The following is a 24,980-nucleotide window of genomic DNA, read 5'->3' as shown; positions in this document are numbered from 1 at the left end:
CTATTATTTCGCCTCTCTTTTCACCACTCTCACTTCATCGATAAACCTTCTCCATCCGTCTTACTTTGTCAGGTAAGGCAGTTGTAAAACGAGGAGTAAGGTCATACCTATAAGTCATACCAAGTTTCAACATTGCGAGGCAACATGGCTATCCCATACTCACTGCTAGATTTAGCGCCAATATCTGAAGGGTTTGGCGTAAAAGACGCGTTAAACAATTCAAAGTTAATGGCTGTGGAAGCAGAGCGCTGTGGCTATGAACGTGTGTGGTTAGCCGAGCATCACGGCATGCATGGTGTTGCCAGTTCTGCCACCTCAGTAGTGTTAACGCACATTGCTAACGCCACCGCTACCATTAAAGTTGGTGCGGGCGGTATTATGCTGCCTAACCATGCACCTTTGGTCATTGCTGAACAGTTTGGCACCTTGGCCGAATTATTTCCCAATCGCATAGAGCTTGGACTTGGCCGTGCACCAGGCACTGATATGGCAACCGCACGCGCGCTTCGTCGCAATTTGCAAAGCGATGTAGACAGTTACCCAGAAGATATTCAAGAACTTCAGCACTACTTGGGTACGCCGCAAGACGGGCAGCCAATTGTTGCAGTACCTGGGGCAAATACTCATGTCCCCCTGTGGTTGCTTGGCTCTAGCTTATACAGTGCCCAAGTGGCGGCAAAAATGGGGCTGCCATATTCGTTCGCCTCGCATTTTGCGCCCGATGCGCTGTTCGATGCGCTTCATGTGTACCGCAATATGTTCAAACCGTCGCCTCAGTTATCAGCGCCAAAAGTGATGGCTGGTGTAATGGTGGTGATTGCCGAAACCGACGAAGAAGCCAAGTATTTGTTCACTTCGGTTCAGCAACAATTTATGAACATGCGACGCGGTCTTAATAGGCCTTTCGCTAAGCCTATGCCTAACTTTGAAGAATATTGTACGGCGACTGACGAAGCAATGTTATCGAATGTATTGAGGTATGCGTTGGTAGGGTCAAAAGAAACGGTGCAAAACAAGCTAGCTCAGTTTGTTGAAGCTACGGGTGTTGATGAAATTATCGTGTCGATGCCGATTTACGATATAGAAGCGCGCTTGTTTAGCGTTAACGCATTTGCGGAAATCGCATCTTAGTTTTTAGACAGCTATTCCCAGTATTGAATATTTGGTTATAACTTCCACTATGAATGACCTTCGAATAACTTTATGATACGTCTATATGTGCGTATTTTCAGTTAGTTGTGTTAGGTTCACAGTCATGACAAAGGTCTGGTTTTCCCTTCTTTTAGCTTTATCTTCTTTGATGTGGGGCACTAGTGCTGCTTTTGCGAAAGAAACCTTGGACCTAATTGTTCTTGAAACACTGCCTGTTCCAATTGTCGCTGATTCGCGGGCCGAGTTCGAAAAGGAACTTGCGCGGATTATGCCCGATCACGAGATTAACGTAACATCGTATAACGCCGAAGGCTCTGAAGTTCGTGCTAAGGAGATACTTACCGAGCTTGCACAAAACCCAGCGCCTGACCTTATTGTATCGGTGGCGACTCTTGCCACCAGAGCGCTGAATGCGTCTGAAGCGTTTGTTGATGTACCTAAGCTGTTTATGGCGGTCTCAGCACCGGTTGAAGAAGGAATAGTTTCTGCTATTGGTGCGGTTAGTGAACGCAACATGACGGGCGAGTCACACGTGCTAGACGCAAAGGTAAAGCTAGATATGTTAGAGGGCGTGCTCAGAGCGTCTAAGCCCTCATCGCTTTTTACCATCGGTCTAGTCCATTCTACATACCCATCGTCAAGTAACTTGGTTAATCAACTTCTGGCACTGAATGATGACTACGAGAACATAAATCTTGTTGCTGTTAGTACACCGTATATAGAAGGCGATGATGGACTGGTTGAAATGACTGACAGCATCATCAACAGCTTGCAGCAAAAAACAAACGAGCTGGATGGTTACTGGCTTTCATCTGGGCCGCTCGCGGAATCGAATGGCTTAGTAACAAAGGTAAAAGAAGCTACGGGACTGCTTCCTTTATTCGCAGAAAGCATTTCCTCTGTGAAAGAAGGTGCGCTTCTTGGCGTAGTATCTGAGCCAGCGAGTATTGGCAAATCAGCTGCAAGAAAAGCCAAGCTAATTCTTGAGAAAAAATCGGCGAGGGACATTCCCGTTGATAAAATGGATACGTACACTGTAGCGGTAAATGTGTCTACAGCAATCAAACTGCAGTTGCCCATTCCTTCAAATTACTTGAAGCTGTCGAAAAAACATGTGTATCAATAAGGCCTAATTAGAAGTAAGTATGCGGATTAAATCGAAACTGCTGGTTATCTACATTCCAATTTTATTCATTGGTATGACACTTACTGGGTATTGGGCTTATTTGACGGCGTACGATTCAGTACGCGAAAGAGAATATCAGCTCCTCACTCAGACGCTTACATTAAACGTTTTAGAGATCATTGACGAAAGACGTGAACTGCTTATTGAGTCGGGCCTAGAGAATGTGCCTGTGTTTCGCGAGGCCTATCAAAAGGAAGTGTTTGAAGAGCTAAAGTCGTTGCAGCAAGCCACCGACCGCCACTTTGCGATCAGTGACAAGAGTGCTGATACTGTGGTGTTTAGTACGATGGAGCACACTGTGGTTCCTAATGTCGAAGATGCGACAATCGCAACCATTGCCAGCCGTAAGGTCGCCTTTGGTGAGTCGAATATTAACGATGCTGACGTGTTATTTGCGTGTGCGGAATTTGCGCCATGGAATTGGAAAGTTACCGTATTACAGCCTGCGGACGCACTGCAATCTTCCCTATCTACTATTGCGTGGCTAACGTCATTAGTGACGCTATTTGCTGTCGTTATTGTCAGTTTGCTTATGGGAAGAGTCACACAGGTGTTTGTTGTTTCTCCTATCGAAAAAATAAAATCAGCAGCAAGTCGCATTGCGGTTGACCATAAGAAGGTCAGTATAGACTTACAGCAAAACGACGAGTTAGGTAGTTTAGCGCGAGACGTTGAGGCAATGTCTGGTGAAATAGAACAGTACGTTGCTCAAGCTCAGCAAGCAAACCGCGCAAAAACGGATTTTCTTGCAGTAATGAGTCACGAAATTCGCACCCCACTGAACGGTATTCAGGGATTAGCAACGCTACTTCTTGATACGCAACTGTCCGACAAACAGCATCAGTATGCCAGCGATTTGAAATCATCGGCGTCTATTCTAGCGACCGTTATCAACGATGTTCTGGATCTCTCAAAAATTGAATCAGGTATGTCAGAGGTTGACGTTACAGAGTTCGATCTTGACGCAATGCTGAATGACCTTATTACGCTACTGGGTACCAATGCTAGCGCCAATAGTACGCGTTTAGTTTACAAAAGTAAGAACATGGAATCGGTGGCAGTAACCAGTGATATTACGAAGTTACGCCAGATAATCATTAACTTGGTGAGTAACGCAATTAAGTTTACTCATAAGGGCACGGTGACTATTTCCGCCAAACTCAAACAGCCTTCACAGGATACCGTGAGCGAGAACCATTTGGTAATTGCGGTTAAAGATACCGGTATTGGTATTGAGCCAGACAGACTCGAGCATATTTTTGATAAGTTTACGCAGTCCGATTCATCAATTACGCGTAAATACGGTGGCACTGGGCTAGGTCTTGCTATTGCAAAGCAGCTTGCACAAATATTAGGTGGTGATATTAAGGTGGTGAGCAAAGTAGGTGAAGGTTCATGTTTCACCGTTACCGCCAAGGTGCAGAGTCGTCGCGTGGTGGAGTCGTCGGCCGATTCGGATTCCGCGCGACAAGCAGAGCGCGCTAGCTTACCAGAAGGTATTAAAGTTCTGTTGGCTGAAGATAATGCCATTAATGCTGTGGTAGCACAGGCACTCTTAGAACAGCTGAAATGTGATGTTGAGCACGTTGATAATGGACTGAAAGCCGCTGCACGAGTAGAAGAGGGCGGTATTGATGTTGTTTTCATGGATGTGCACATGCCAGTGATGGACGGCATTGAAGCGACAAAACGCATTCGAAAGCTTGATGGAGAGCTTAGCAAAATCCCGGTTATAGGGCTTACCGCCGAAGCATTCAAAGAGCGTCACGTGTCATTTAAAGAAGCAGGGATGGACGACATCGTTACCAAACCAGTCACCGTTGAGGCACTGCAAGAAAGTTTGTCGAAACTGGCGCTTAATCAAGAAGTCACTGATAATAGTTAAAGTGATGCAGCTTCAGTAATTTGAAGTTGTAAGAGCCCGTGGGTGATTTCGCCATGGGCTAATATATAGATGCTTTAACAGTAACTTATTGCTTAAGGTGGCGTGTGCAAATCAATAAACCCCGCGAGCTACTTCGGCTGAGAATTGCGCTGATCATTGGTGCTGTACTTGTGCTTGCCTTTATGGCTGCTGACTTGATGCTACTACCAAGCAGCATGTACGAGCTGTACATATTCGATCGCTTACTTCTTCAATTCCCTATTATACTCGTCGTTGTTGTACTCTCCTTCTGGCGCAGGTTCATTCAGCATCGAGCCTACATTTTCGCTGGGTTACTTATTGCGCTTTCTTACAGCAACTACTGGTTAATATGGGTTTGCTGGGAAGAGCACAGCTTCATTTTCCCCTACGAGGGCACCATTTTATATGCTTTCTTCTGTGTGTTTGCGCTGGGTATTGCCTTTAAATTAGCGCTAGCAGCCAACGTCATCAACATTCTGGGTTTCTTGGGGTTAATGTGGGTTGCGCCGGTTTATGGTGACAGAGTTCCAATTTCAATGGCATTTGTATCTGGGTCTTTGTTTATTTGTGTCTATGCCCGTTATCGGTTAGATCGCAGCGTACGCATGTTAAAAGAAACCAATGACAGGCTACTTAAACTTAGCAAATTTGACCCCTTATCTGATTTATTGAATCGGCGTGCGTTACGAGAGCAGAGTGAAAAACTGTTGGCGTTGAGTAAGCGTCATAAAGTGTCGATGGCCGTGATGATGCTCGACTTAGACGACTTTAAAAAATACAACGACTGTTTTGGTCATCAGCAGGGTGATGAAGCCATAAAAATACAAGCCCGCATTATGAAGCAGGTCTTTAAGCGAGAGACAGACATATTAGGTCGGTACGGTGGCGAAGAGTTTATTGTTGTATTGAGCGACATTCAGAAAGAACAAGTTGAGAAGCACTGTGATGCACTTTTGAATAAGTGGACAGAAGCAGCATTAGAACATGCACAAGATGCAAAGCATCCTTTAATGAGTTGTTCCATTGGTGTGGTGTTTGCCAAGTCGGCCGAGAATATGTCAATCGATTGCCTTATTGACGAAGCAGATAAAGCACTTTACGAAGCAAAAGAAAAAGGTAAAGCCCAGTTTGTATTAAATCAGGCGCAGTGCTTAGAATAACACTGCGCTTTTTCACGATTGGCTTACAGCTTCACAATCATCTTGCCGGTGTTCTTACCTTCAAACAACATATTTAGGCCCTTCTCGGCGTTCTCTAAGCCTTCCACAGTGTGTGCACGGTACTTGATTTTACCTTGTTGAACATAAGGCGAAAGCTTTTGCAGTAGTTGTGGAATTTCACCCCAGTGATCAGGCATAGCAAAACCGCGAATGTTAATTCGCCTTTTAATCAGCGGGATCCAGTTCGGGCCCGGTGACGGCTTTTCAGACTGATAATCGGCAATCATTCCACATACCACAATTCGGCCATGGGCATTCATTCTGTTAAAAATGTGCTGCTGAATAGGACCGCCCGTATTTTCAAAGAAGACGTCTATTTTATTTGGTGTTAGTTCGGCTAACTTTTCTTCTAAATTGTCGGTTTTGTAGTTTATAGCGCCATCAAACCCAAGCTCGTTAACAATCCAATCGGCTTTGTCTTCGCTTCCTACTACGCCAATTACACGCAGCCCGTCTGCTTTAGCAAGCTGACCTACAATTGAGCCTACAGAACCTGCTGCACCCGTAACAATAAGTGTCTCACCTTCTTTGGGCTCGCCAAAATTATATAAACCTGTTGTGGCCGTTAGGCCTGGTAGTGCAAAAACACAAAGAGCCATTTCCTCAGTAATGCCAGGCTGAAGCTTGTTAAAACCAGAACCGTCACTGAGCACATATTCACTCCAGCCAGTCATTCCCATAACTTTGTCGCCAACCGAAAAATTAGGGTTGTTAGACTCAACCACTTCGCCCACACCGCTTGAGCGCATTACATCGCCAAGCTCCACAGGTGGAATATAGCTCTCTCTGTCTTCACTCATCCAACCTAACATCGCAGGGTCTAAAGACATGTGAGTTTGCTTTATCAAAATTTGACCGTCTTTAGGCGTGGGAATTTCGAGCTCTTTGCTTTCAAATAAATGTGGCCCAATTTTTCTGTCATGGGGGCGATTAACGAGTGTAATTGCTTTGTATGTTGACATGGTGTCCTCCTGTTACAAGCACAAATGGTCGACGTCTTATCGAATGTAAAAGCGCGTCGCTAAACACGGTTGCATCTGCGCTGTTTAAAATAGGGTGGGGGTTATAGACATAAACACAACCTATAACACGGCCTGTTTATAAATTTGAGTGAAACCTTTTTGCATTTCCAATAGGTGTTAGTGATAGTTAATTAAAACAGTGTTAACAATATTGAGATCTTTTGTTAACGCTGTTTTATCAAAGTTGCTTATAAATGCTTCGAAGTTGTAGCTATAATTGTAAAAAATGCGATAAAAGTGCGTAAATGGCGTTTACTTGCATTGAACAAAAGTACTCAGATCCGTAGAATGCCCGATGCAATTTTCCCCTTTTACAATGAGTATCTTATGAAGCAACAGTTTTCTTTACGTGCCTCAGTTTGCTTAGCGCTTGCTACCTTAGCCTCTTCTTCTGCGCTGGCAGCTGGTTTCCAAGTTAATGAACACAGTGCAAACGGTCTAGGCCGTGCCATGGCTGGTCAAGCGGCTAAGCCAGAGAATGCCTCCATTTTAGCAACTAACCCAGCAGCGATTGGTGTATTTAAAGAAGCTGAGTTCAGTGCATCAGTAAGCTTTATCGATCCGAACGTAGATATCGATGGTGATGTTAGCTATGCGTTAGGCGAAGCCCCAGTTGGCCAACCTAGGCCAGCAGCAGAAGACAACATTGCAGATACTGCTTTTGTTCCAGGATTCTTTTATGTAAGCCCAATTAATGAAAAGCTATCTGCTGGTGTAGGTGTATTCACAACCTACGGTCTTCGTTCAGATTACTCTGATGATTTTGGTGCGCTGCATTTTGCTGACACAGCTGAAGTAAAAACGGTAACCCTAAACCCTGCTGTATCTTATAAAGTGAATAAGCAGCTTATGGTAGGTTTTGGTTTAAACATCACTTACGCTGAAGCTGAAATTGGTTCTGGTGTATCAAACACGCTAGCGGGCACTGTTGCAGGCCTAGCGCCAACAGCAGAAGCATTAGGTATTACATTGCCTACGCTTACTCCTGGCAATTCACTGTTTAGCATGGAAGGTGACGATTGGGGCTATGGTTGGAACGCCGGTATTTTCTGGCAACCAACTGATATGACTAATGTTGCGCTTTCATACCGTGCAGAAACGAAACTAGAACTAGAAGGCGCAGTATCTTCAGAGACGCCAGTGTTTCCTATCAACTTAAACCAGCCTGGTAGTCTAGATTTGAACCTTGCTGCGATTACAGAGCTAGCGATTGATCAAAAAATTGACAATCAGTGGTCTGTACAAGCAAGTGTTACTTTCACTGACTGGAGTACGTTTGAGAAGCTTGAAGCTAACCTAGAAGACGGCATCGATTTCCTAATTAAAGAAGAGAATTTCGACGACTCATGGCGTGCAGCGCTTGGTGTAACTTACATCCTAAACGATGAAATTACCCTTCGTGCTGGCTATGCTTATGATGACGGTGTGGTATCGGTAGAAAATCGCTCACTAAGTATCCCAGATACAGACCGTCATTGGTTCTCTGGTGGTATGACTTACACGGTAAGCGAAGATACATCAATTGACGTGGCTTACGTATTCATTGATGGCCGTGAAGCGAATATTGACAAAGATAGAACGATTCTAAGTAATGTTCTTCCTGGTACTGACTTTACCACTAACTTCTCTGGTACACAGTCAGCTACTGCGCACATTCTAAGTGTTCAAATGAACACTCGCTTCTAATTTAAAGGAAGCCAAGTTAAATAAGAAAGGCAGCGTATTTACGCTGCCTTTTTGGTAATGACCTTTGCACACTGGTATAACGTCGCATTTTTTATGTGCGATGGGGTTCTTGTGCGCTGTTTAACGACTAAATTTGCGCAAATAAATCTTGCAGACATGTAATTGCTGCGCCGATTTTTGCAGGCATTAGCTCCCTTTTCGGTGTGACCGCATAAACCGTATAATCTAGTAACTCCCAGTCAGTGAAGAGCTGCTTCATTTCACCAGACTTCAATAGATGTCTCACTTCTGGTTCGGGAAGAACCGCATAGCCAACACTATCTTGGGTAAGTTTAATCAATGTCTGCATTGAGTTGACATCAATGCGTTGTGTATCCAATTCATACTCGCCTTCGCTTTCGTGCTTCATGACGTATTCTTCAATGTGTCTGTGAGCAATGTATGTATGCGCGTTAAGCGCTTCAGGTGAAGTCAGAGTTTCGTTTGCAAGTGGATGGTCTGCAGAGACACATAAAATGCGCTTCCAGGTCGCGAGTACCAAACTGCTGAAATTTGTATCTGAGACTGGGGCGAAGCAAAGAACAAGATCGGCACTGGAAGCGATAATGTCTTTAGGCTCGTCTGTTACGGTTAAAGAAATAGTTATTTTAGGAAATTCTTCACAAAGCTTTTTCAGTGGCTCGCTTAACAGTCCTCCGCCAAAACCCTCCGGCGCGATGATGTTTATTTTACCTGTGGGATCATCCTGCAGACTTTCAATTTTTTGCTGGGCAAGTTCTGCGGTTTGCAGCATTTGCTTACTGGTTTCGTAATAGATGCGCCCTGCTTCCGTTAGGCTCAAGCTTCGGGTATTTCGGTTAAAAAGGCTAAGGCCGATATCGTGTTCTAGCTTTCTTAACTGCTGACTAATAGCAGAGACAGTCATGTGCAGCTCTCTCGCAGCTACACTCATGCTACCGCTATCTGTTACTGCAACAAAAACCTGAAGAGAGCGAAGTAATTTAGTATTCATGGCGCTTAGTTAATCCTTTTTATTGGCCGCAGTATCTTGACTGTTCATTTGTAGCAAATTAACGACGGAAATAGTCGAATTCTACCGTATTTTAACGTTGATGAACGCTTTTGAAGCAGGTCTTTACGCAATGCTTACATTGGAAAGTTATGCATTCTCTTCGCATTTGTAGCTAAAAGTAATATTAGAGCTCACCTTGTTTTAAAGATGTTTTCTTTATGTTTTTAAATGGTAAATTATTGAAATCCAGCGTTTCTTTGCCCGATTAAAGTGCTAGTTTAATTATTCACTACCTATGCAGCTGAGAATCGCGAATGAAACAGTTTACTTTGATGATTATTGTTCTGCTCTCCACCTCGTGGATGGGCGGTTGTACTTCTACTAAAACGTCCGATGGCGCTTCATACGGGCCCGCCGCGTTCTCACAGCCTGCGTTTACTGCTGTTACCGTAGCCTACGCACCCGAAATGCAGGGTATCCTTAACCGTATTGAGCAAGATCCCAATGCATCCATTCACACAACCACAACCATCAAAGGCGTTACGTATCGCATAGGTACCTATCACGACGAGCCAATATTAATATTCGCTACTGGAATGAGCATTGCAAACGCTGCTATGACTATGCAGATGGCGTTGGATTACTTTCCGGTTAAGCAAGTGGTTTACATGGGGATTGCGGGAGCGGTTAACCCAAAATGGCAACCGGGTGACGTCATTGTTCCGGCGCGTTGGTACTACCATGATGAGAGTGTGTATACCAATGAAGATCCGAATGCTCCGGGGGAATACATACTGCCTGAATATTATGCAAAGTTCATTGAAGAGCAAGATGAACGCCGCGCTAAAGATCCTCACACACCAAAATATAAGCCCTTTCACTTCATTCATCCTGACGAAGTGCTTATTGTGAAAGAGGGGATGGATAAACCACAAGACACCGCCTATTTCAGCGCGACACCGCGTCTTTTAACTGCGGCGAAACAAGCTATGAGCACTATGCCAACGCAGCGCGTGCTTGGAGAGCGGGATGCCGAGCTCTTTGTAGGCGGAAATGGTATTACCGGGTCTGTCTTTATGGATAACCGCGAGTATCGAAAGTGGACAAGAGACGTGTTCAATGCCGAAGTAACTGAGATGGAGTCAGCCGCAATAGGTCAAGTATGTACCGTTAACGACGTTGACTGGATTATTGTTCGAGCTATTAGTGATTTGGCTGGCGGTCAAGAAGGCGTTAACGTTGAGAACAAGTACGACCAAGAAGTGTCGCGAATTGGCGCTAACGTTCTGTTTTCTGTATTAGATACACTCGCTGAGGACGAGTAGTCGATAGTATGGCAAACATTGAGGCAACGTTGCTTCTTTGCATATGAATGTTAGTTTCAAAACTAAGACAATCGCGACAGCCTAAAAATAAGTAGGCGGATAGAGAAGGTAAACATTACGCGCTATCCGCCTTTTTGGTGTGTCGCTGATGGGATCAATTGAACGCCAGCGAGCAAGCCGTTGTCGATACGTGACTAACGAATGGTTCTGACCATATTTATGGTATTTGTCGCAAGTTTTACTTCAACCAGAAAAACAATGAGCGCACTGATTAGAAACATCATAGCCAGTATGAACAATACGATGACTGGTGTTTTTAAATCGACAACCCATAGCGACCCAGAAAACAGCGCCATAATGACGGTACACACCATCAGTCCAGCGGCGACACACAGCCCAATCGCCCAGTTAATCACTTTTACCCTGCGCCATAGCACCTTAATTTCTTTTTTTGAGCGATCGACAATATGCGGGTCTGATAGAGTATGAATCTGTCTTTCCGCCACCCTTACCCTGTCGGATATTCGGCCCAGCCGAGACGACATAACATTGAGGAAGCCCGCAATACCGGTAAGTAAAAATACGGGGGCAACAGCGAATTCGATAAGCTGTGAAAGACTAGGAATAAGTGTGTCCAATGGTTCCTCCAGCGAACAAAGTTTGGTGTTCTTACTTCAGGCAAAGAGTGATTAACCCGTTGCTGCAATCTACTAACGTACTGCCAGTCTATATGCGTTAGATACACGTAAATTAGAAATAGTGTATAAAACTAAGACTTGTGTTGTGACAGTAAAGTCTGCGAACTGCAAAGTCTACGCCAACGCTTAAATCAGAGATATGACGTAATGGTCAAAATGCCGCAACAGTTTAGCGAGTTTTAACCCATTCTTGCCTAAATTAACGATACACTAGCATCAGTTGCTAAAAAAACATTTTGTCATCATAAGGATAGATAATGCGCTTTGCCCCAAGCTTTCCTCTGTCGTTGCTAGCTGTGTCTCTGCTATCGCATGCAGCCATCGCTCAACAAACCAATGAAATAGAAAGAATTGAAACCACGTCTTCTCGTATACAGGGAAATATGAATGCTTCCGGTTATGCAGTGTCGTCTATTTCAGAAGAAACGCTTTCGCTGCTTTCATTTCAACATATCCAAGAGTTGCTGAATTACATTGCGGGTGCCGGCGTACAGCGGGGCAATGGGCAAGAGTATTTACCTGCCCTTCGTTCGCCAGTGTTAACCGGCGCTGGCGCGTGCGGCGGAATTTTAGCTGCAGAAGATGGTATTGCGTTGCGCGCAGCAGGTTTTTGCAATATTAACGAGCTGTTTGAAGCACACGGTGAAATTGCACAGCGTATTGACGTGATAAAAGGCCCTGCGTCAGCGCTTTATGGCTCTAATGCGATACATGGTGTGATTAATGTGATTACCCCTGACACAACCCAAGGCGACGGGGAGCTTAGCGTTGATTACGGGTCTTATGGGTTTCATCGCGTAAAGCTTAAAGAAGGGAAAGACTTTGGTCATAGTGGCGTGGGTATCGCCGCCAGTGTTACCAGAGATACAGGATATCGAGATGAAGAGGGCGTTGACCAAGAGAAAGTCTCGCTTCGCCACAGGCTAGAGTGGGACAGCACGGTTATCACGAGCGGCCTTACCTATACCCATCTGGACCAAGAAACTGCCGGCTACATCGAAGGGTTTGAAAGCTACAAAAATACACAAATAGCCAAAAGCAACCCAAACCCCGAAGCGTTTCGAAAAGCAGAAAGTTTTAGGCTATGGAGCAAGTTCGATACAAGCTTTAGCGGTGGTCATGCACTGTCGATTACACCTTACTTACGCAACCAGGACATGCGTTTCCGAATGCATTTTCTTCCAGGCAAACCCCTTGAAACGAATGCCCAAAAAGGCGTGGGTGTGCTTTCTCAGTTCAATTACGTCTTCAATGACAGCTTAAATGCGGATATAGGGCTAGACGTAGAATACACAGAAGGTGAATTAACCCAGTCACAAGACAGCGCCACAGAAGGGTCTGCCTTTTTGGTTGAAACCATTCCTGCAGGTAAACATTATGATTACGATGTAGATGCCACGCTATTTGCGCCTTTCTTTACCTTTAATTGGCAAGCTGAGCGTTGGGCTATTTCTGTCGGCGGGCGCTTTGAGTCTATGCAATACGATTACACCAACAATATGAATGTTGGTCGTGTACGCGAGGATGGCACACAGTGCGGTTTTGGCGGCTGCAGATATTCCAGACCAGCAGACAGCGAAAATGATTTTAATAACTTTAGTCCGAAGTTTTCACTTCGTTATCAACTTAATCCTCAAACCCAGTTATTTGGCGGCATCGCAAGAGGCTATCGCGCGCCTCAGGCAACAGAGCTGTATCGATTGCAGCGTGCACAGACTGTCACTGATCTTGACTCGGTAACGGCCGATAATATCGAGATGGGCGTTACAGGAACACTATTTGACGGCAGCTATACGCTTAGCCTTTACAGCCTACAAAAAGATAATGTGATTTACCGCGACAGCGACTTTTTCAACGTAAGCAACGGCGAAACGTGGCATAGAGGCGTAGAGCTTACTTTTGACCAACCGTTAAGCGATATACTGCGCTTAGATTTTGCTGGTACATACGCAAGGCATACCTACGAGCACAGTCAGCTCTCAGGTGAACAAGACATTAAAGGTAATGATATTGATACTGCGCCAAAGCTTCAGTTTAACGCTCGTTTAAGCTTTGAGATGTCGAGCAAAGTACAAACGCAGCTAGAGTGGCAGCATGTTTCGAGCTATTTCACCGACGCTGAAAATCTCAACGAGTACGAGGGGCATGACTTGGTACATGCGCGCGTACGCTACAGCGTGAACGAAGACGTCACATTGTATGCGCGGGTTAACAATGTATTTGATACGGACTACGCTGAACGCGCTGATTTTACTAGCTTCACAGGACCTCGCTACTTTCCTGGGCGGCCTCGAAACTTCATGATAACGGCATCGTTCACGTTATAGCTTCAAATAAGCAGCCATAATAGATAATTATTAATCTTGAAAATACAGACTATTGCCGTGATTTGCTTGTACCCCAGCGGCATCAGGCGTAGTCTTTAGGCATCAGCATGGGGCTCAGTCACGCCATGTATAGCGCTTGGAAAGGTCAGGCGACATACGTGGAATGATTGTTAATAGGTATACCCATGCAAAAAATAGTAATTGTTGGTGGCGGTGCTGGTGGTCTTGAATTAGCCAGTCGCTTAAGCCGCACCCTCGGGAGAAAGAAACAAGCCGAAATTACCCTCGTCGACCGCAGTCGAACCCATATCTGGAAGCCGCTATTACACGAAGTGGCCGCCGGTGTAATTGATAAGCATTCAGACGGTGTGGACTACGCCATCCACGCTGCAGCTCACCACTACCGCTTTCAATTAGGTGAAATGTGCTCGCTTAACGCGCAAGCGCAAACCATAACCTTGTCGCCTATAATTGACGAAGAAGGGACTCAGGTTTTGCCTGAACGCGAGATTCATTATGACCAGTTAGTGCTGGCGGTTGGCAGCGTGAGTAACGACTTTGGCACACCTGGCGTTGCTGAGCATTGCTACTTTCTTGACTCGTTAAAGCAAGCTGAACGTTTTCACAGAGCGCTTCTTAATCAACTAATCCGCATCAATCAGCAAGAAGATAAAGACGCCAGAATTGATGTCGCTATTGTCGGGGCAGGAGCAACAGGTACTGAGCTAGCCGCTCAACTTCACCATGTGGCGAATTTGTCCAGGGCGTACGGAATGCCAGACATGTCAGCTTCTCGTCTTAAGATTACGATCGTAGAAGCGGGAGAGCGTATATTGCCTGCGCTACCTGAGCGTATAGCAAACTCTGCAAGAAAAGCGCTGCATAAGTTGGGCGTAGACATTAAAGAGCAAACCATGGTGGCAGAAGCAGACGCGAAAGGGCTGATCACAAAAGACGGTGGTCGGATTGACGCTGATTTAATGGTGTGGGCTGCGGGGGTGAAAGCACCGGACTTCATAACAAAGCTTGCGCTTTTTGAAACGAACAGAGCCAATCAAATTCTTGTTGATAAGCAGCTTCGCAGTTCATCTCATAAGAATATTTGGGTGCTAGGCGATTGCTGCGGTTTCCAGCAGGAAAATGGGAAGTGGGTGCCGCCTCGAGCGCAGTCTGCCCACCAAATGGCGGATATTGTTGCGCATAATATAACGTCGTTATTTAATCAAAAAGACATGAAAGATTTTACTTACAAGGACTATGGATCCTTGGTTCACTTAAGTAAATACAGCACTGTTGGAAGCTTAATGGGATCACTGTCAAACAGCAGTATGTTCATTGAAGGGCGTCTAGCTAAGTTGGTTTACGTTTCTTTGTATAATATGCACCAGTTTGCAGTACACGGAAAGTTTAAAGGTGCTCTAAAGCTCCTTGTGAAGAAGTTAAGTCAGGCCATCAGCCCTAAGCTGAAGCTTCACTAACCACATGTAAAAAAAGCCCCATGTTTGGGGCTTTCTTAAATCATAAATTTAGTTCGCTGGGACTAAATGTAAATAGTTATTGTTTCACGCCTTCAACGTGAAGCTCTAATTCTACCGTTTGCGACGCTGGGCCTAAATCATAGTCGATGCCATAATCTTTAAGTGCAATCGTCGTTGTGCCCATAAAGCCTGCACGATAGCCGCCCCATGGGTCTTTGCCTTCGCCAATCTTTTTGGCTTCAATTGTAATAGGCTTTGTTACACCATGAAGCGTGAAGTCACCCATTACATCCATCATGCCATTGCCTTTATCGACAATTTTTGTGCTGACAAACTTCGCCTCTGGAAAGTCGTCAACGTTTAAGAAATCGTCGCTCTTAAGGTGCTTGTCACGCTCTGCGTGGTTTGAGTCGATACTGTCGGTATCGATAGTCACCATAATTTTTGCTGCACTAGGTGCTGCGTCGTCGTAACTAAAAGTACCTTTAAAATCGTTGAAGCGACCAGTAAGCCACGAGTAGCCCAAGTGTTGAATTTTAAAGTTGATAGACGCGTGGGCGCCTTTGCTATCAATCACATAATCTGCGGCGTTAGCGGTGCTTAAAGACAGCGCAGCGGCCAAGGCAAGTGTTAACTTCTTCATCATTTCTCCTTTTTCCTCAATATCATCGAAGCCGTAACATCTGCTTCAGTGTGTCATCGTTACTAATAAAGTGGTGTTTCAGCGCAGCCAGCGCGTGAATGATCGCCAATACAATCACCGACCACGCAATATAAAAATGGGCCTCTCCTGCAATGTCTTCTTGATTTTCAAAGAACTCGCCCATTGCAGGTACAGAAAACCAATTAAATACGTCGATGCTTCTTCCATCGGCCGTTGAAATTAAATAGCCGCTCGCGAATAGCATGATAATCAAGGTGTACAGAAGCCCATGACCTATGCGACTTAACCTTTTTTCTAACGGGGTGCCATGTGACGGCGGCCGTGAAGTAACAACGCGCGTGACTAAGCGAATAACAGTGATGGCAAGCAAAATTAATCCAACACTCTTGTGCCAATGCGGTGCCGTCTTATACCAGTCGCTGTAGTATGTGAGGTCGACCATCCACAGCCCTGAAGCAAACATGCCGACAATGGCAATGGCAGATATCCAATGCAAAATAACTATAGGTCTGGACCATCTTGGTTTCATATCACTTCCGTTATTACTTACAATCAGGTTGGTTAGACCTTCAGTTAATCGCGTTATCTCAACCGCTAGATGACTGCTGAAAAAACACCTCATGCATCAATTGAATCTAGTGTATTTCTAATTACGTTGGCTAAACATCACATTTAATGGGAGTGTTCGTTCTTGTTTTTAGAACGAATGTACAGAAAACAACCCACCAAACCTGAGTCGCGACACGGTTAGTTTTCGAAGGCGCGTCGTTTAATGGTCGATAAAATGCGCTAAACACCTCTATTAAACGCGCTAAATACTCTTATAGTTTAAATAGGCAGTAACAAAAGTGACTGCTTTGCTTCAATGTTGTTTAGTTCAGTAGAGGTTGTACGCTTTGCGCGTTTCGTACGTTTTGTTGGCCGTTATTCTGCCAGCGTTATTTTCATCACTAGTATCCGTCTCCGTATTGGGAGAGGGAAGAAGTGTGCAAAATATTGCGGGGCAGTCGAACAGTGCAAATACGCTCTCAACCCTCATTAGCGAATGGGAAAGCTCCGCTTTTGAAGTATCTGACGACGACATTGATGATGGCATTTCGTTTGTCGACATCACCAGCGGCTTGGAAAAATACCGGTTTTCGGCTGGAAAAACGATTGATGCAAAAGCCTTTACTAGGCAGCGCGATAACATCATTCGAGGGCCACCTTCTTTCACTTAATCATTAAAAAACTGAATTTTTTATTTTTGATTAGGAGAAAGGTATGCACGCCTTAAATCTATATAAAACCGAAGCTATCGATACATTGGCATGGCCGGTTGTTGAAAACACCATTACTGTAAAATCATCTGCTATGGCGGTCTTCACTGACTTTAAGCAGCACTTACCACACGTTATTGATGCTCGAACTCCAGCGACGAAAATAGAGTCGATTATGCGTCAGTCTCACGTTCGTATGATGCTGGTGGTAAACAGTGAGAACCGTTTCATTGGTATTGTGACCAGTCACGATGTCGGTGAACAGCAAATCATTCAGCGTGTGAGCGAGCTTAAGGTTAAGCGAGAAGAACTCACCGTTCATGACTTCATGCGCCCTAAAACCTCGCTTATGTCTTTCGACTTCAGTGAACTAATGCGTTCGTCTGTAGGTGACGTAATAGAAACACTTAAAGATTACGGACAGCACCATTGCCTTGTAATGGACAGAGACAGTCATGAAATTCGCGGAGTGATTAGCGTTAGCGACATTGCCAGAGAACTGCGGTTGCCGCTGGATATACAAGGCCGCCCTACGTTTGCTGAGTTAATTAATATCCTCGCAGCTTAATTTTCAATTTTTTCAATACTGGACCATACTTTGACTACGCGTTGCTTTTAACCAACGCGTAGTCAAAGGCATATATCGCATTAACGGTATTTGCTAACTCAACATTTTATTGAAGTAGTTAGGTGGTTATATGCAGTATGCTCATGGCGAATTCATCATTACACGCTGTGGTGATGCGGTGCTAACGCAAGCCTATGGGCCTTGGAACAAAGAGTGTGTGAATAGTTTTGCTGGTGAATATCGCACTCACTCTGAGAGTCTACATGGGCAGACCTGGTGCGATATCGTTTGTGTCATCGGAGAATCCCTGCTTATCCCAGACGCTGAAACGCTCCTTCACGAGCGTGTTGCTTCAGTAAACCCCATAGGGCTTACACATGTTGCCTTAGTGATGGGGGAGTCATCCGTGCGAGCAACCACACAGGCGCAGCTCAAACGCGTGTATCGCGATACCAATATAGAATACGTGTTCGTGGACTCAATAGAGGACGCCGTTGAATGGTTATCTTCAAAAGGGTTTACGGTTGACCAAGAAGGTATTGATGCACACCGCGAGAAGGTTTCTATGAAGCTTTAGGGCAAACTTGGTACGCATTTCGCAACGTTTCATAACATCTGTATAACATTGTTCGATGAAACGAGGCGATATTATGAATAGATCACTATTTCCTACCAGCGTTGTCACGAAAGCCTTCACTTGGGCATACCAGGAACTGGGTTTAAATATCAAGCAAGCTTCTGAAATATTGGGTATTTCTCCATCTTCTTTGGCGCAGACTACGCTACTTGGGTTTGAGAGTGGCACATCAGAGTACAGAAAGCAGCTCGCTTTTATTCGTATGTATCATTTACTCATTTCATTGTCAGATGGGGACAGTGAGCAAATGAAGGCGTGGTTTAGCAGTTACAATATAACGCTGGGCGCGACCCCTTTTGAAATGTGCAAAGCGTATGACGGCATTGAGAGAGTCGCCGATCAGCTTCGCAAACTGAAGCAGTCGACTTATGGTCGAGAGCGCACACTCGCCGTTGTTGAGTTTTCTCATAAAGAGCACGTTGAAAAGGCAGGTGCAAGGCTTCACTAAGCCACTTACTTAAGCGCTTTCGTCAATCGATATTATAAAGTCTGCGCACGCTTGCACCTGAGTAACGGGGATCATGTGGCCAGCGCCAGAAATAATTTTGTGTACCGCACTTCCTATTGCCTTTGTTACCGCGGTGATGTGCTCATCGGGCCTCAAGATAGTATCTTTTTCACCATACAATACCCCAACAGGGCATTGAATCTCTTCATAACGAGTTTGCTGACGGTGCAGACTGCCCTGCGCAGATACTGTATCTCTGCTACCTTCATAAAAGCTTCGAGAGTGAAGCGCTAACAAACCACCGCCTTCAGTTGAAAAGGACGGGGGGACAGGTTCGGGGTGAAAAATTTGCGCGACTTGTTTTCTACCTAACTTTGCACGCAGTGGACTGGCAATGGTTTTTGCAACACTGCTGCGTACCCATTCATTGGGTATGTAAAGCACCGAAAGAGGCCCGGCACCACCTTTTAGTGGTGTAGTTAACGGGCATAGAAGCGAAACCGATTTTATTTTGTCAGGTGCATCGATTGCCATCCTCAGTGCAATTCCTCCTCCCATTGAATGCCCAGCGATGCTCGCACTACCTATTCCCTCTTTTTGCATCCACTCGAGTATCATTTTACTTTGCTGCTCGAAGCTGGCGGATGTGCTTTTGTAGCGGCTCGAAAATCCGCTGCCTGGACGATCAACGGTATAGACCGTGTAGCGGGAAGCGAGGGTTTTTGCTAATTCGCTAAAATTGTTACTATTGCCAAGTAAACCATGAATCAGCACAAGCGCCGGACCGTTTCCTTGCTTTTGCCAGTGAATAATTCCACCATCAACAGGCGTAAGTTTTCCTGATGGTGTGAATGAAGCTTCGATATTGCTGTCCATTTTGGCGGTAAACCAAATAAGCGCTACAACGATACAAATAATGATGAGCAATGCGATGATCATGTTTTATGTCCAAAATAAGGATAAAAAACAACCTATCGGTTAACGCAAAAATGGTCAAGTAAGCAGTAATGATAGTGACCTATAGATGTAGGGCCGCTAGTGCTGCAACGTTAACGTGGTTACGCCATGACGTATTAGGATTTGAGATGGAATTAATAATAACCCCTTCTATCGCGATAGATGAAAGCGAAGCTGAATTGCAAGCTATTCGAGCACAAGGTAGCGGTGGGCAGAATGTGAACAAAGTAAGTAGCGCCATACATTTACGCTTCGACATAAATGGATCATCGCTGCCTGATAAGCTGAAAGAAAAGCTACTTCAGCTTAAAGATAGTCGCGTAACCAACGACGGTGTTTTTGTGCTTAAAGCGCAAAATTATCGAACGCAAGAACAAAACAGAGAAGATGCGCTAGCGCGACTTGTTGCGTGGATAAAGGCTGCGACAATTGAACAAAAACCGCGCATAAAAACAAAGGTGAGCCGTGCGGCAAAAGCACGTCGTGTAGATGTAAAAAAACAACAAGGTGCTAAAAAATCTATGCGTAAGAAAGTGGAATTTTAAACAAAACTAATCTAAAGTATAAAGCCTTATAGATGTCATTTCGCAAGACAACGGAAAATTCTTACAATAATAAATGAATGTGTCTTGTGCTTATGCTAATTATTGGAACTTAGGGAAGCATACAAAGTGACGCGTTCGAACGTTATTCCTATGGTGCTATTTGCAGCCATAGTGGTTTCGCTTGGGATTAATACACCGCAAGCCGCAAACGAGATTATTGCTCGTTTGTTCAACAAATCTATTTCTAATACTGAACTACAGCCTTCACAGGCTGATGTTGACCGTTTTCAGTCTATTTTAACTGACAAGTCTGAGAAAGAAGTACGAGCTATTTTAGCTCAGCGTGCACTTGGTAATAAAATTACCGAGTCTGTACTTTCAGATTTTGCCGATAAAAATGCGATAGTGCCAAATGAAAGCGAAATTCAATCTGCGTATTCTGTAATAAAATTATGGACCGTTGATTTGGACAGCGATGGCGCCTATCAAGATGAAGAGCTAGAGCGTTACCGTTTGGCAATGGCGGAAGGCATGGCAAAAAGCTGGAAAGTATCGAAAGCCCTTTACGAAGCGTACGGCGGAGATGTGGTTTTTCAACAGGATAACCCGTTAACACCGGTAGGAGCTTATCAAAAACTGTTTGAACAGTATCGCGAAAAGGGTGAGTTTGTTATTTACGACCCTGCTTTCAAAGCTGCGTTTTGGAGTTCAGTTAAAATGAAATATGCCAAAACTTACGACCCAGATAATATAGATTTTTCACTTCCCTGGTGGGAAAAGAGCATGACTGCTTCAGAAAAATAGTTCGAAAAGCCCTGTTTTTACAGGGCTTTTTTAATTCTTTTAAAAAAATCAAACCCAGTGCGGAATAAAAACTTTTCTTCAATCGTTATCTCAGTGTCCTTTATGAAAAACGGAGATAAACGGATGAAAAAGTTAAATACTGCAATTGCACTGGCTTTAGGTATCGCTTCAACATCAGTGTTGGCTCAAGAAACTGCATTTTCTGCGAATACTTCAGCTAATGCATCGACTTCTGCATCGCTTTCAATTACAAACGGTGCAAACTCACAATCTGCTACTCAAGCTAATACGCAGACTTCTGCTGAAGGTGAAGCCTTTACGCAAAGCCAAGCGTCTACCGAAAATTCAGCTAACGCTAGCGGACAATTTTCGGCAAGCCAGTCAGGTGATGACCTATCTACCGTTCAGGGATTGAACCAAGTGTCTGAGCTAGCCCCTGAAGAAGAGGGTGAAGAGAACGCTGACCAAGCAACACCAAACGAAGTGGCGCAAACGTCTACGTCAAACGCCAGTTTGTTAGCAAATAGCACTCAGCAGCTTTCGACAGCAGCAGCGGCATCTTTGTTATCAACTTCGCAAGCTTCGGTTGATGGTGCGGTGTCTGCAGCATCAGAAACAGCAAATACCATGACAGCGTCGGTGTCAGGAACGGTGACAAACAGTTTGTCTGGTTCTTTATCTGCGCTTTCATCAACTTCGGCAAACACAGACCCAAGCGGTGAAGCAGAAAGCGCTACACAAACTGCGACACAGGGTGCGGAAGTAAACCAAATAAGCACCCTAGCTAACAGTAACGCGGTAAATACCGCAGGTGGCTCGCTAACGGGAGGTGTAAGTGGCGCGCTCACTAATACTTTACAGGCCGCCGCAGGCAATAGTGTATCAAGTGCGGCAGAGAGCACGGCTGCTGGCACTATTGAAAGTGCAGTAGACGGCGGCGTAACTAATACAGTGACCAGTGCTGTAACTGGAACGATTGGCACCGCTGTCGAAGGTACGGTTACTGATACGGTAGCAAGCTCTGTAGAAGGTGCAGTTTCAGGGACTGTCGAGCAAACTGTGTCAGCAACAGTTGGAAATACTGTAGCAAATACGGTGGAAAGCTCAGTAAATAATACAGTGACGAGCTCGGTAGAAAGCGCCGTAACAAGCACGGTAAACGACAACGTTACATCAAGTATCTCAGGCGCTCTAGGCCTTTAACATCTTGGCCAAAACCAATAGGTGGGAGCCGAGCAATCTTGAGCTAGCGCTTTAGATAGCCACCTTAAAATCTGAGAGCGGCTTGCCTAAGTAGAAAGGCAAGCCGCAATCTAAGGTTCTGGCTATACGTACGGATGCATTATCTGTTTATTCTCAGTCAAACCGTACGTCTCAAGTCAATTCTCATGTCTCCCCTTACTTGAATAGAGCAAAACAGTAATCGCTAAGACTTATTTTCTCTGTGGTAGGTAAAAACAATGAACACGAAAATATCTCAACATTCATTCACGACATTTATTTCTACCTTTGGTAGCTACCAACGCCTTTCTATTGCCGTTACCGCTGCTTTACTCGGCTGTAGTGCTGCCTATGCGAGCGCTGAAAGTCAGTCAAAGGCTGCTGAAGGTGCAAGCAATACAAGTGATAAGCATCAAATAGTTTCATTCTCAGGTTTTGGTTACATAGGCTATCGCAATGATAGTAATGTGAGTGTAAGCGAGTTAGATACGAACTCAGATGTGGCAGACGGTGCGGTACAGTCAGAAGCGCAGCTAAAGGTGTCAGTGAAGCCCACTGAGAAGTGGGAAAATGTACTGTCGGTAAGTCAGGCTAATACCAACTATCAAACACTAAGCGAGTTTGACCTTGGCCTTACCACTTTGTCTGCAAGCACTAGCTATGCGTTTGATTTCGCGAAGCTAGGTACGCACTACTATCACGCTAGCGCAGAACTTGATGGACGCGATTTTCTCACTTATCAACAATATGGGCTATCTGCGGGAAAACTACTGGGCCAGCGCACGTATTTGCGCGTTAGTAGTGATCTTATCGACAAACAGTTCGAAAACACACCTGAGGATGCGCCGATTAGAGATAGCGACGCTATCGCCGTACGCAGTGATCTATTCTACTTTTTTGAAGGAGACGACTTTTTTCAAATCGCACTTAAGTATCAAAACGAAGATGCTCAAAACAATGTGTTCGACTACACAGGTAAGGGGGTAGATTTTGCGTACACCTATCCCATAGCGATGTTCAGTAAACCTCTGAAGCTTAAGGTTGCCTATCAACTTGATGTAAGGGATTACGCTTCAGAACAAGATGGAGGCATTGGTAGGGAAGACGACAGGCATATTGTTGAGTTAAGTGCAGACTACGCTGTTCACAGCAATGTTGATATAAAACTGTCTACCCAATACGGCGACTACGCGTCTAGTGTAGATGATGCAAACTACCAAGAAACCATTGCTGAGCTAGGCATTAACGTTCATTTTTAGTGAACGTTAATGTAAATCATATGATGAACGGTGTTTTTAACTTAAGGCAATATGCCAAAACCAAATACGCTGTCCCGCCCAGGCGTTCCTGCGTCTATGGCTAATTGTTGCAGCTTTATCAGGGCAGCGTTCCTTTCTTTCTCTTTGCGTAAATAGCACGCATACAAAGCGGTGACACGGGGTGATGCCATAGAGGTTCCCGTCTGCCTAACTGTTTTCCCATTGGGGTGTGCGGCATCTACCGATACGCCAAATGCAGCAAAATCCACATAATCACCTTGATTCGCCCATCGATAAATTACATTAGACTTATCAACGGCCGTAATGCCCAACGTTTCTGAATAAGCGGCGGGGTACAAGGGCAAAGAGGCTGGGCCTTCATTGCCCACGGCTGCAATGACTTGAATACCACTTTCATCAAGCTGTTTTATCACCCGCGCTAAAACCGGGTTGTCAGGCCCTGCTAAACTCATATTTATGGCGTCTACGTGCTGTGATGCAAGAAAGTTTAGACCTTCAATCAACGACATCAGCGTGGCGCCTTGGCTAACACTATTACGTGAATAAAAAACACTGGCATTAAACACCTGACTTGAATCGGGCAATGATGCCGCCAATAAGCTAGCTACCGCTGTACCGTGGTCAGACGAAAACGCCACGGTATTTTCTTGGGGATCCGCAGGCTTTATACCTGTTTTTTCAGCTGTACCCTCGTCATCTGCGTTGCTATCTCGATTCTGACCAACGATGAAAGACGCTTGTGTTAAATCAATGTGTGAGAGCAATGGATGGGTTGGCGCTACATGGGTATCAACCATTCCAATGCGCAGCGGTATGGGACAGGTTTCCAGTTCGTTGGCCTCATTTTTAGTTTCAAATTCTTGAGTCAATTCATTGGTTGGGGACCTGCTCTGCGATAGATAGATATGGTTCCGACCTATTTGAGACCGTAGATTGTGTGGCAAACTGTTGCGAATATACGACACGTCATCTTCATTTCCCGTGACTTTAACTTTATAAAGCCACTGGGAGAGCGCGGGTAAATACTGAGCCTTTTGAATCGTTATATTTGCGCCTTGGAAGTGCACTCTGTCGGTTTCTTCACCTAAAAAAAGCCATTCTTTTTCAACAGCAAGAAAGCCACCTTCAACGGTTACTTCCTTAACAACCACTTGGCCAGACGCTGATAAAATGTTTGTCGCAGCGGGGGGAGTAAATTGAGGTGTTGGTATGCCGCTAATAACGTCTGAAGCCAGCGTAGACACGTTGCTTACACCTTCTACAGATGATTGCACTTTCCGTCTTGCTTCCTCACGAATAGCTTTTAAATCAGAGGGCGTTCTATCTATTACAGGACGCACGGGAGACACCACTTGATTCAATGTTCCCGCTAGTTGGGCTTGCGATATTGAAGCCGCAAACAAACCAACAAATCCCATAATAATTGTGTACTTCATTTTGCTACCTTTACTTTAACGTTGGCGCAGTTTGATGCTGTAAGAAGGAATGGCATAAATTGTGCCATGGCTCTTATCACTGCCTAATAGTGTAGTGACGAATAGATAGAAAAAAAATTCCAATACGAGCCCGAAGATCTACGCGTTTT

The 24,980-nt window shown here is 44.9% G+C and carries 23 protein-coding genes; 16 read left to right on the top strand and 7 right to left on the bottom strand.

Features of this window, described 5'->3' with window-relative positions:
- Positions 1-144: 144 nt before the first annotated feature.
- From MHM87_RS02780 to MHM87_RS02765, 4 genes are all read left to right on the top strand, one after another.
- Positions 145-1,131 (top strand): LLM class flavin-dependent oxidoreductase, encoded by a 987-nt coding sequence (locus MHM87_RS02780; protein ID WP_239257715.1) that lies wholly within the window; start codon positions 145-147, stop codon positions 1,129-1,131.
- Positions 1,132-1,255: 124 nt separating this feature from the next.
- Entirely contained in the window at positions 1,256-2,278 is a 1,023-nt protein-coding gene (locus tag MHM87_RS02775) for an ABC transporter substrate binding protein (protein WP_239257714.1), read from the top strand.
- A gap of 19 nt (positions 2,279-2,297) precedes the next feature.
- Positions 2,298-4,223 (top strand): ATP-binding protein, encoded by a 1,926-nt coding sequence (locus MHM87_RS02770; protein WP_239257713.1) that lies wholly within the window; start codon positions 2,298-2,300, stop codon positions 4,221-4,223.
- A 104-nt stretch (positions 4,224-4,327) separates the two neighbouring features.
- On the top strand, positions 4,328-5,404 hold the full coding sequence (locus tag MHM87_RS02765) for a GGDEF domain-containing protein (RefSeq protein ID WP_049585581.1): 1,077 nt from the start codon (positions 4,328-4,330) through the stop codon (positions 5,402-5,404).
- 23 nt (positions 5,405-5,427) lie between these two features.
- On the opposite strand, the gene MHM87_RS02760 is transcribed toward MHM87_RS02765, so the two are convergent.
- Entirely contained in the window at positions 5,428-6,426 is a 999-nt protein-coding gene (locus MHM87_RS02760; protein WP_239257712.1) for an NADP-dependent oxidoreductase, read from the bottom strand.
- Between the two features lie 387 nt (positions 6,427-6,813).
- On the opposite strand from MHM87_RS02760, the gene MHM87_RS02755 reads away from it, so the two are divergent.
- Positions 6,814-8,172 (top strand): outer membrane protein transport protein, encoded by a 1,359-nt coding sequence (locus MHM87_RS02755; RefSeq protein ID WP_239257711.1) that lies wholly within the window; start codon positions 6,814-6,816, stop codon positions 8,170-8,172.
- A gap of 127 nt (positions 8,173-8,299) precedes the next feature.
- On the opposite strand, the gene MHM87_RS02750 is transcribed toward MHM87_RS02755, so the two are convergent.
- A complete protein-coding gene (locus tag MHM87_RS02750; protein WP_239257710.1) occupies positions 8,300-9,184 on the bottom strand; it encodes a LysR family transcriptional regulator in 885 nt (294 codons plus the stop codon).
- A 314-nt stretch (positions 9,185-9,498) separates the two neighbouring features.
- Here MHM87_RS02750 and MHM87_RS02745 point away from each other — a divergent pair, with 314 nt between their 5' ends.
- A complete protein-coding gene (locus MHM87_RS02745; protein ID WP_049585588.1) occupies positions 9,499-10,509 on the top strand; it encodes a 5'-methylthioadenosine/S-adenosylhomocysteine nucleosidase in 1,011 nt (336 codons plus the stop codon).
- A gap of 194 nt (positions 10,510-10,703) precedes the next feature.
- Here MHM87_RS02745 and MHM87_RS02740 read toward each other — a convergent pair whose 3' ends face one another.
- On the bottom strand, positions 10,704-11,147 hold the full coding sequence (locus tag MHM87_RS02740) for a DUF2721 domain-containing protein (protein ID WP_014951195.1): 444 nt from the start codon (positions 11,145-11,147) through the stop codon (positions 10,704-10,706).
- A 317-nt stretch (positions 11,148-11,464) separates the two neighbouring features.
- Between MHM87_RS02740 and MHM87_RS02735 the strand changes: the two genes are divergently transcribed.
- Complete coding sequence (locus tag MHM87_RS02735) at positions 11,465-13,534, top strand: TonB-dependent receptor (protein WP_239257709.1); 2,070 nt, start codon at positions 11,465-11,467, stop codon at positions 13,532-13,534.
- Between the two features lie 185 nt (positions 13,535-13,719).
- Positions 13,720-15,012, top strand: a complete 1,293-nt coding sequence (locus tag MHM87_RS02730) for an NAD(P)/FAD-dependent oxidoreductase (RefSeq protein ID WP_239257708.1) — start codon at positions 13,720-13,722, stop codon at positions 15,010-15,012.
- A gap of 76 nt (positions 15,013-15,088) precedes the next feature.
- On the opposite strand, the gene MHM87_RS02725 is transcribed toward MHM87_RS02730, so the two are convergent.
- Complete coding sequence (locus MHM87_RS02725) at positions 15,089-15,655, bottom strand: YceI family protein (RefSeq protein ID WP_014951192.1); 567 nt, start codon at positions 15,653-15,655, stop codon at positions 15,089-15,091.
- A gap of 22 nt (positions 15,656-15,677) precedes the next feature.
- On the bottom strand, positions 15,678-16,205 hold the full coding sequence (locus MHM87_RS02720; RefSeq protein ID WP_014951191.1) for a cytochrome b: 528 nt from the start codon (positions 16,203-16,205) through the stop codon (positions 15,678-15,680).
- A 457-nt stretch (positions 16,206-16,662) separates the two neighbouring features.
- On the opposite strand from MHM87_RS02720, the gene MHM87_RS02715 reads away from it, so the two are divergent.
- From MHM87_RS02715 to MHM87_RS02700, 4 genes are all read left to right on the top strand, one after another.
- On the top strand, positions 16,663-16,896 hold the full coding sequence (locus MHM87_RS02715) for a hypothetical protein (protein ID WP_014977718.1): 234 nt from the start codon (positions 16,663-16,665) through the stop codon (positions 16,894-16,896).
- 43 nt (positions 16,897-16,939) lie between these two features.
- Positions 16,940-17,503, top strand: a complete 564-nt coding sequence (locus MHM87_RS02710) for a CBS domain-containing protein (protein WP_239257707.1) — start codon at positions 16,940-16,942, stop codon at positions 17,501-17,503.
- Between the two features lie 130 nt (positions 17,504-17,633).
- A complete protein-coding gene (locus tag MHM87_RS02705; RefSeq protein WP_239257706.1) occupies positions 17,634-18,080 on the top strand; it encodes a hypothetical protein in 447 nt (148 codons plus the stop codon).
- Between the two features lie 73 nt (positions 18,081-18,153).
- Entirely contained in the window at positions 18,154-18,588 is a 435-nt protein-coding gene (locus tag MHM87_RS02700; protein ID WP_014951187.1) for a hypothetical protein, read from the top strand.
- Positions 18,589-18,597: 9 nt separating this feature from the next.
- Here MHM87_RS02700 and MHM87_RS02695 read toward each other — a convergent pair whose 3' ends face one another.
- Positions 18,598-19,527 carry an alpha/beta hydrolase gene (locus tag MHM87_RS02695; RefSeq protein ID WP_239257705.1) on the bottom strand — a complete coding sequence of 310 codons (930 nt, stop codon included), beginning with the start codon at positions 19,525-19,527 and terminating at the stop codon, positions 18,598-18,600.
- 146 nt (positions 19,528-19,673) lie between these two features.
- Between MHM87_RS02695 and arfB the strand changes: the two genes are divergently transcribed.
- The 4 genes from arfB (at position 19,674) to MHM87_RS02675 (ending at position 23,374) form a co-directional block, all read left to right on the top strand.
- Positions 19,674-20,090 (top strand): alternative ribosome rescue aminoacyl-tRNA hydrolase ArfB, encoded by a 417-nt coding sequence (gene arfB, locus MHM87_RS02690; RefSeq protein WP_239257704.1) that lies wholly within the window; start codon positions 19,674-19,676, stop codon positions 20,088-20,090.
- Between the two features lie 126 nt (positions 20,091-20,216).
- Positions 20,217-20,894 (top strand): hypothetical protein, encoded by a 678-nt coding sequence (locus MHM87_RS02685; protein ID WP_239257703.1) that lies wholly within the window; start codon positions 20,217-20,219, stop codon positions 20,892-20,894.
- A gap of 123 nt (positions 20,895-21,017) precedes the next feature.
- On the top strand, positions 21,018-22,097 hold the full coding sequence (locus MHM87_RS02680) for a hypothetical protein (RefSeq protein WP_239257702.1): 1,080 nt from the start codon (positions 21,018-21,020) through the stop codon (positions 22,095-22,097).
- A 257-nt stretch (positions 22,098-22,354) separates the two neighbouring features.
- Positions 22,355-23,374, top strand: coding sequence for an outer membrane beta-barrel protein (locus tag MHM87_RS02675; RefSeq protein WP_239257701.1), 1,020 nt, complete (start codon positions 22,355-22,357; stop codon positions 23,372-23,374).
- 41 nt (positions 23,375-23,415) lie between these two features.
- On the opposite strand, the gene MHM87_RS02670 is transcribed toward MHM87_RS02675, so the two are convergent.
- Entirely contained in the window at positions 23,416-24,831 is a 1,416-nt protein-coding gene (locus MHM87_RS02670) for a S8 family serine peptidase (RefSeq protein ID WP_239257700.1), read from the bottom strand.
- Positions 24,832-24,980: the final 149 nt, after the last annotated feature.

Origin of the sequence: Alteromonas sp. Cnat3-28, from assembly GCF_022348265.1 — a bacterium.
GTDB lineage: Bacteria > Pseudomonadota > Gammaproteobacteria > Enterobacterales > Alteromonadaceae > Alteromonas > Alteromonas macleodii.
Note: the sequence above shows the minus strand (reverse complement) of the source record. Positions and strands in the feature narration are given on the sequence as shown.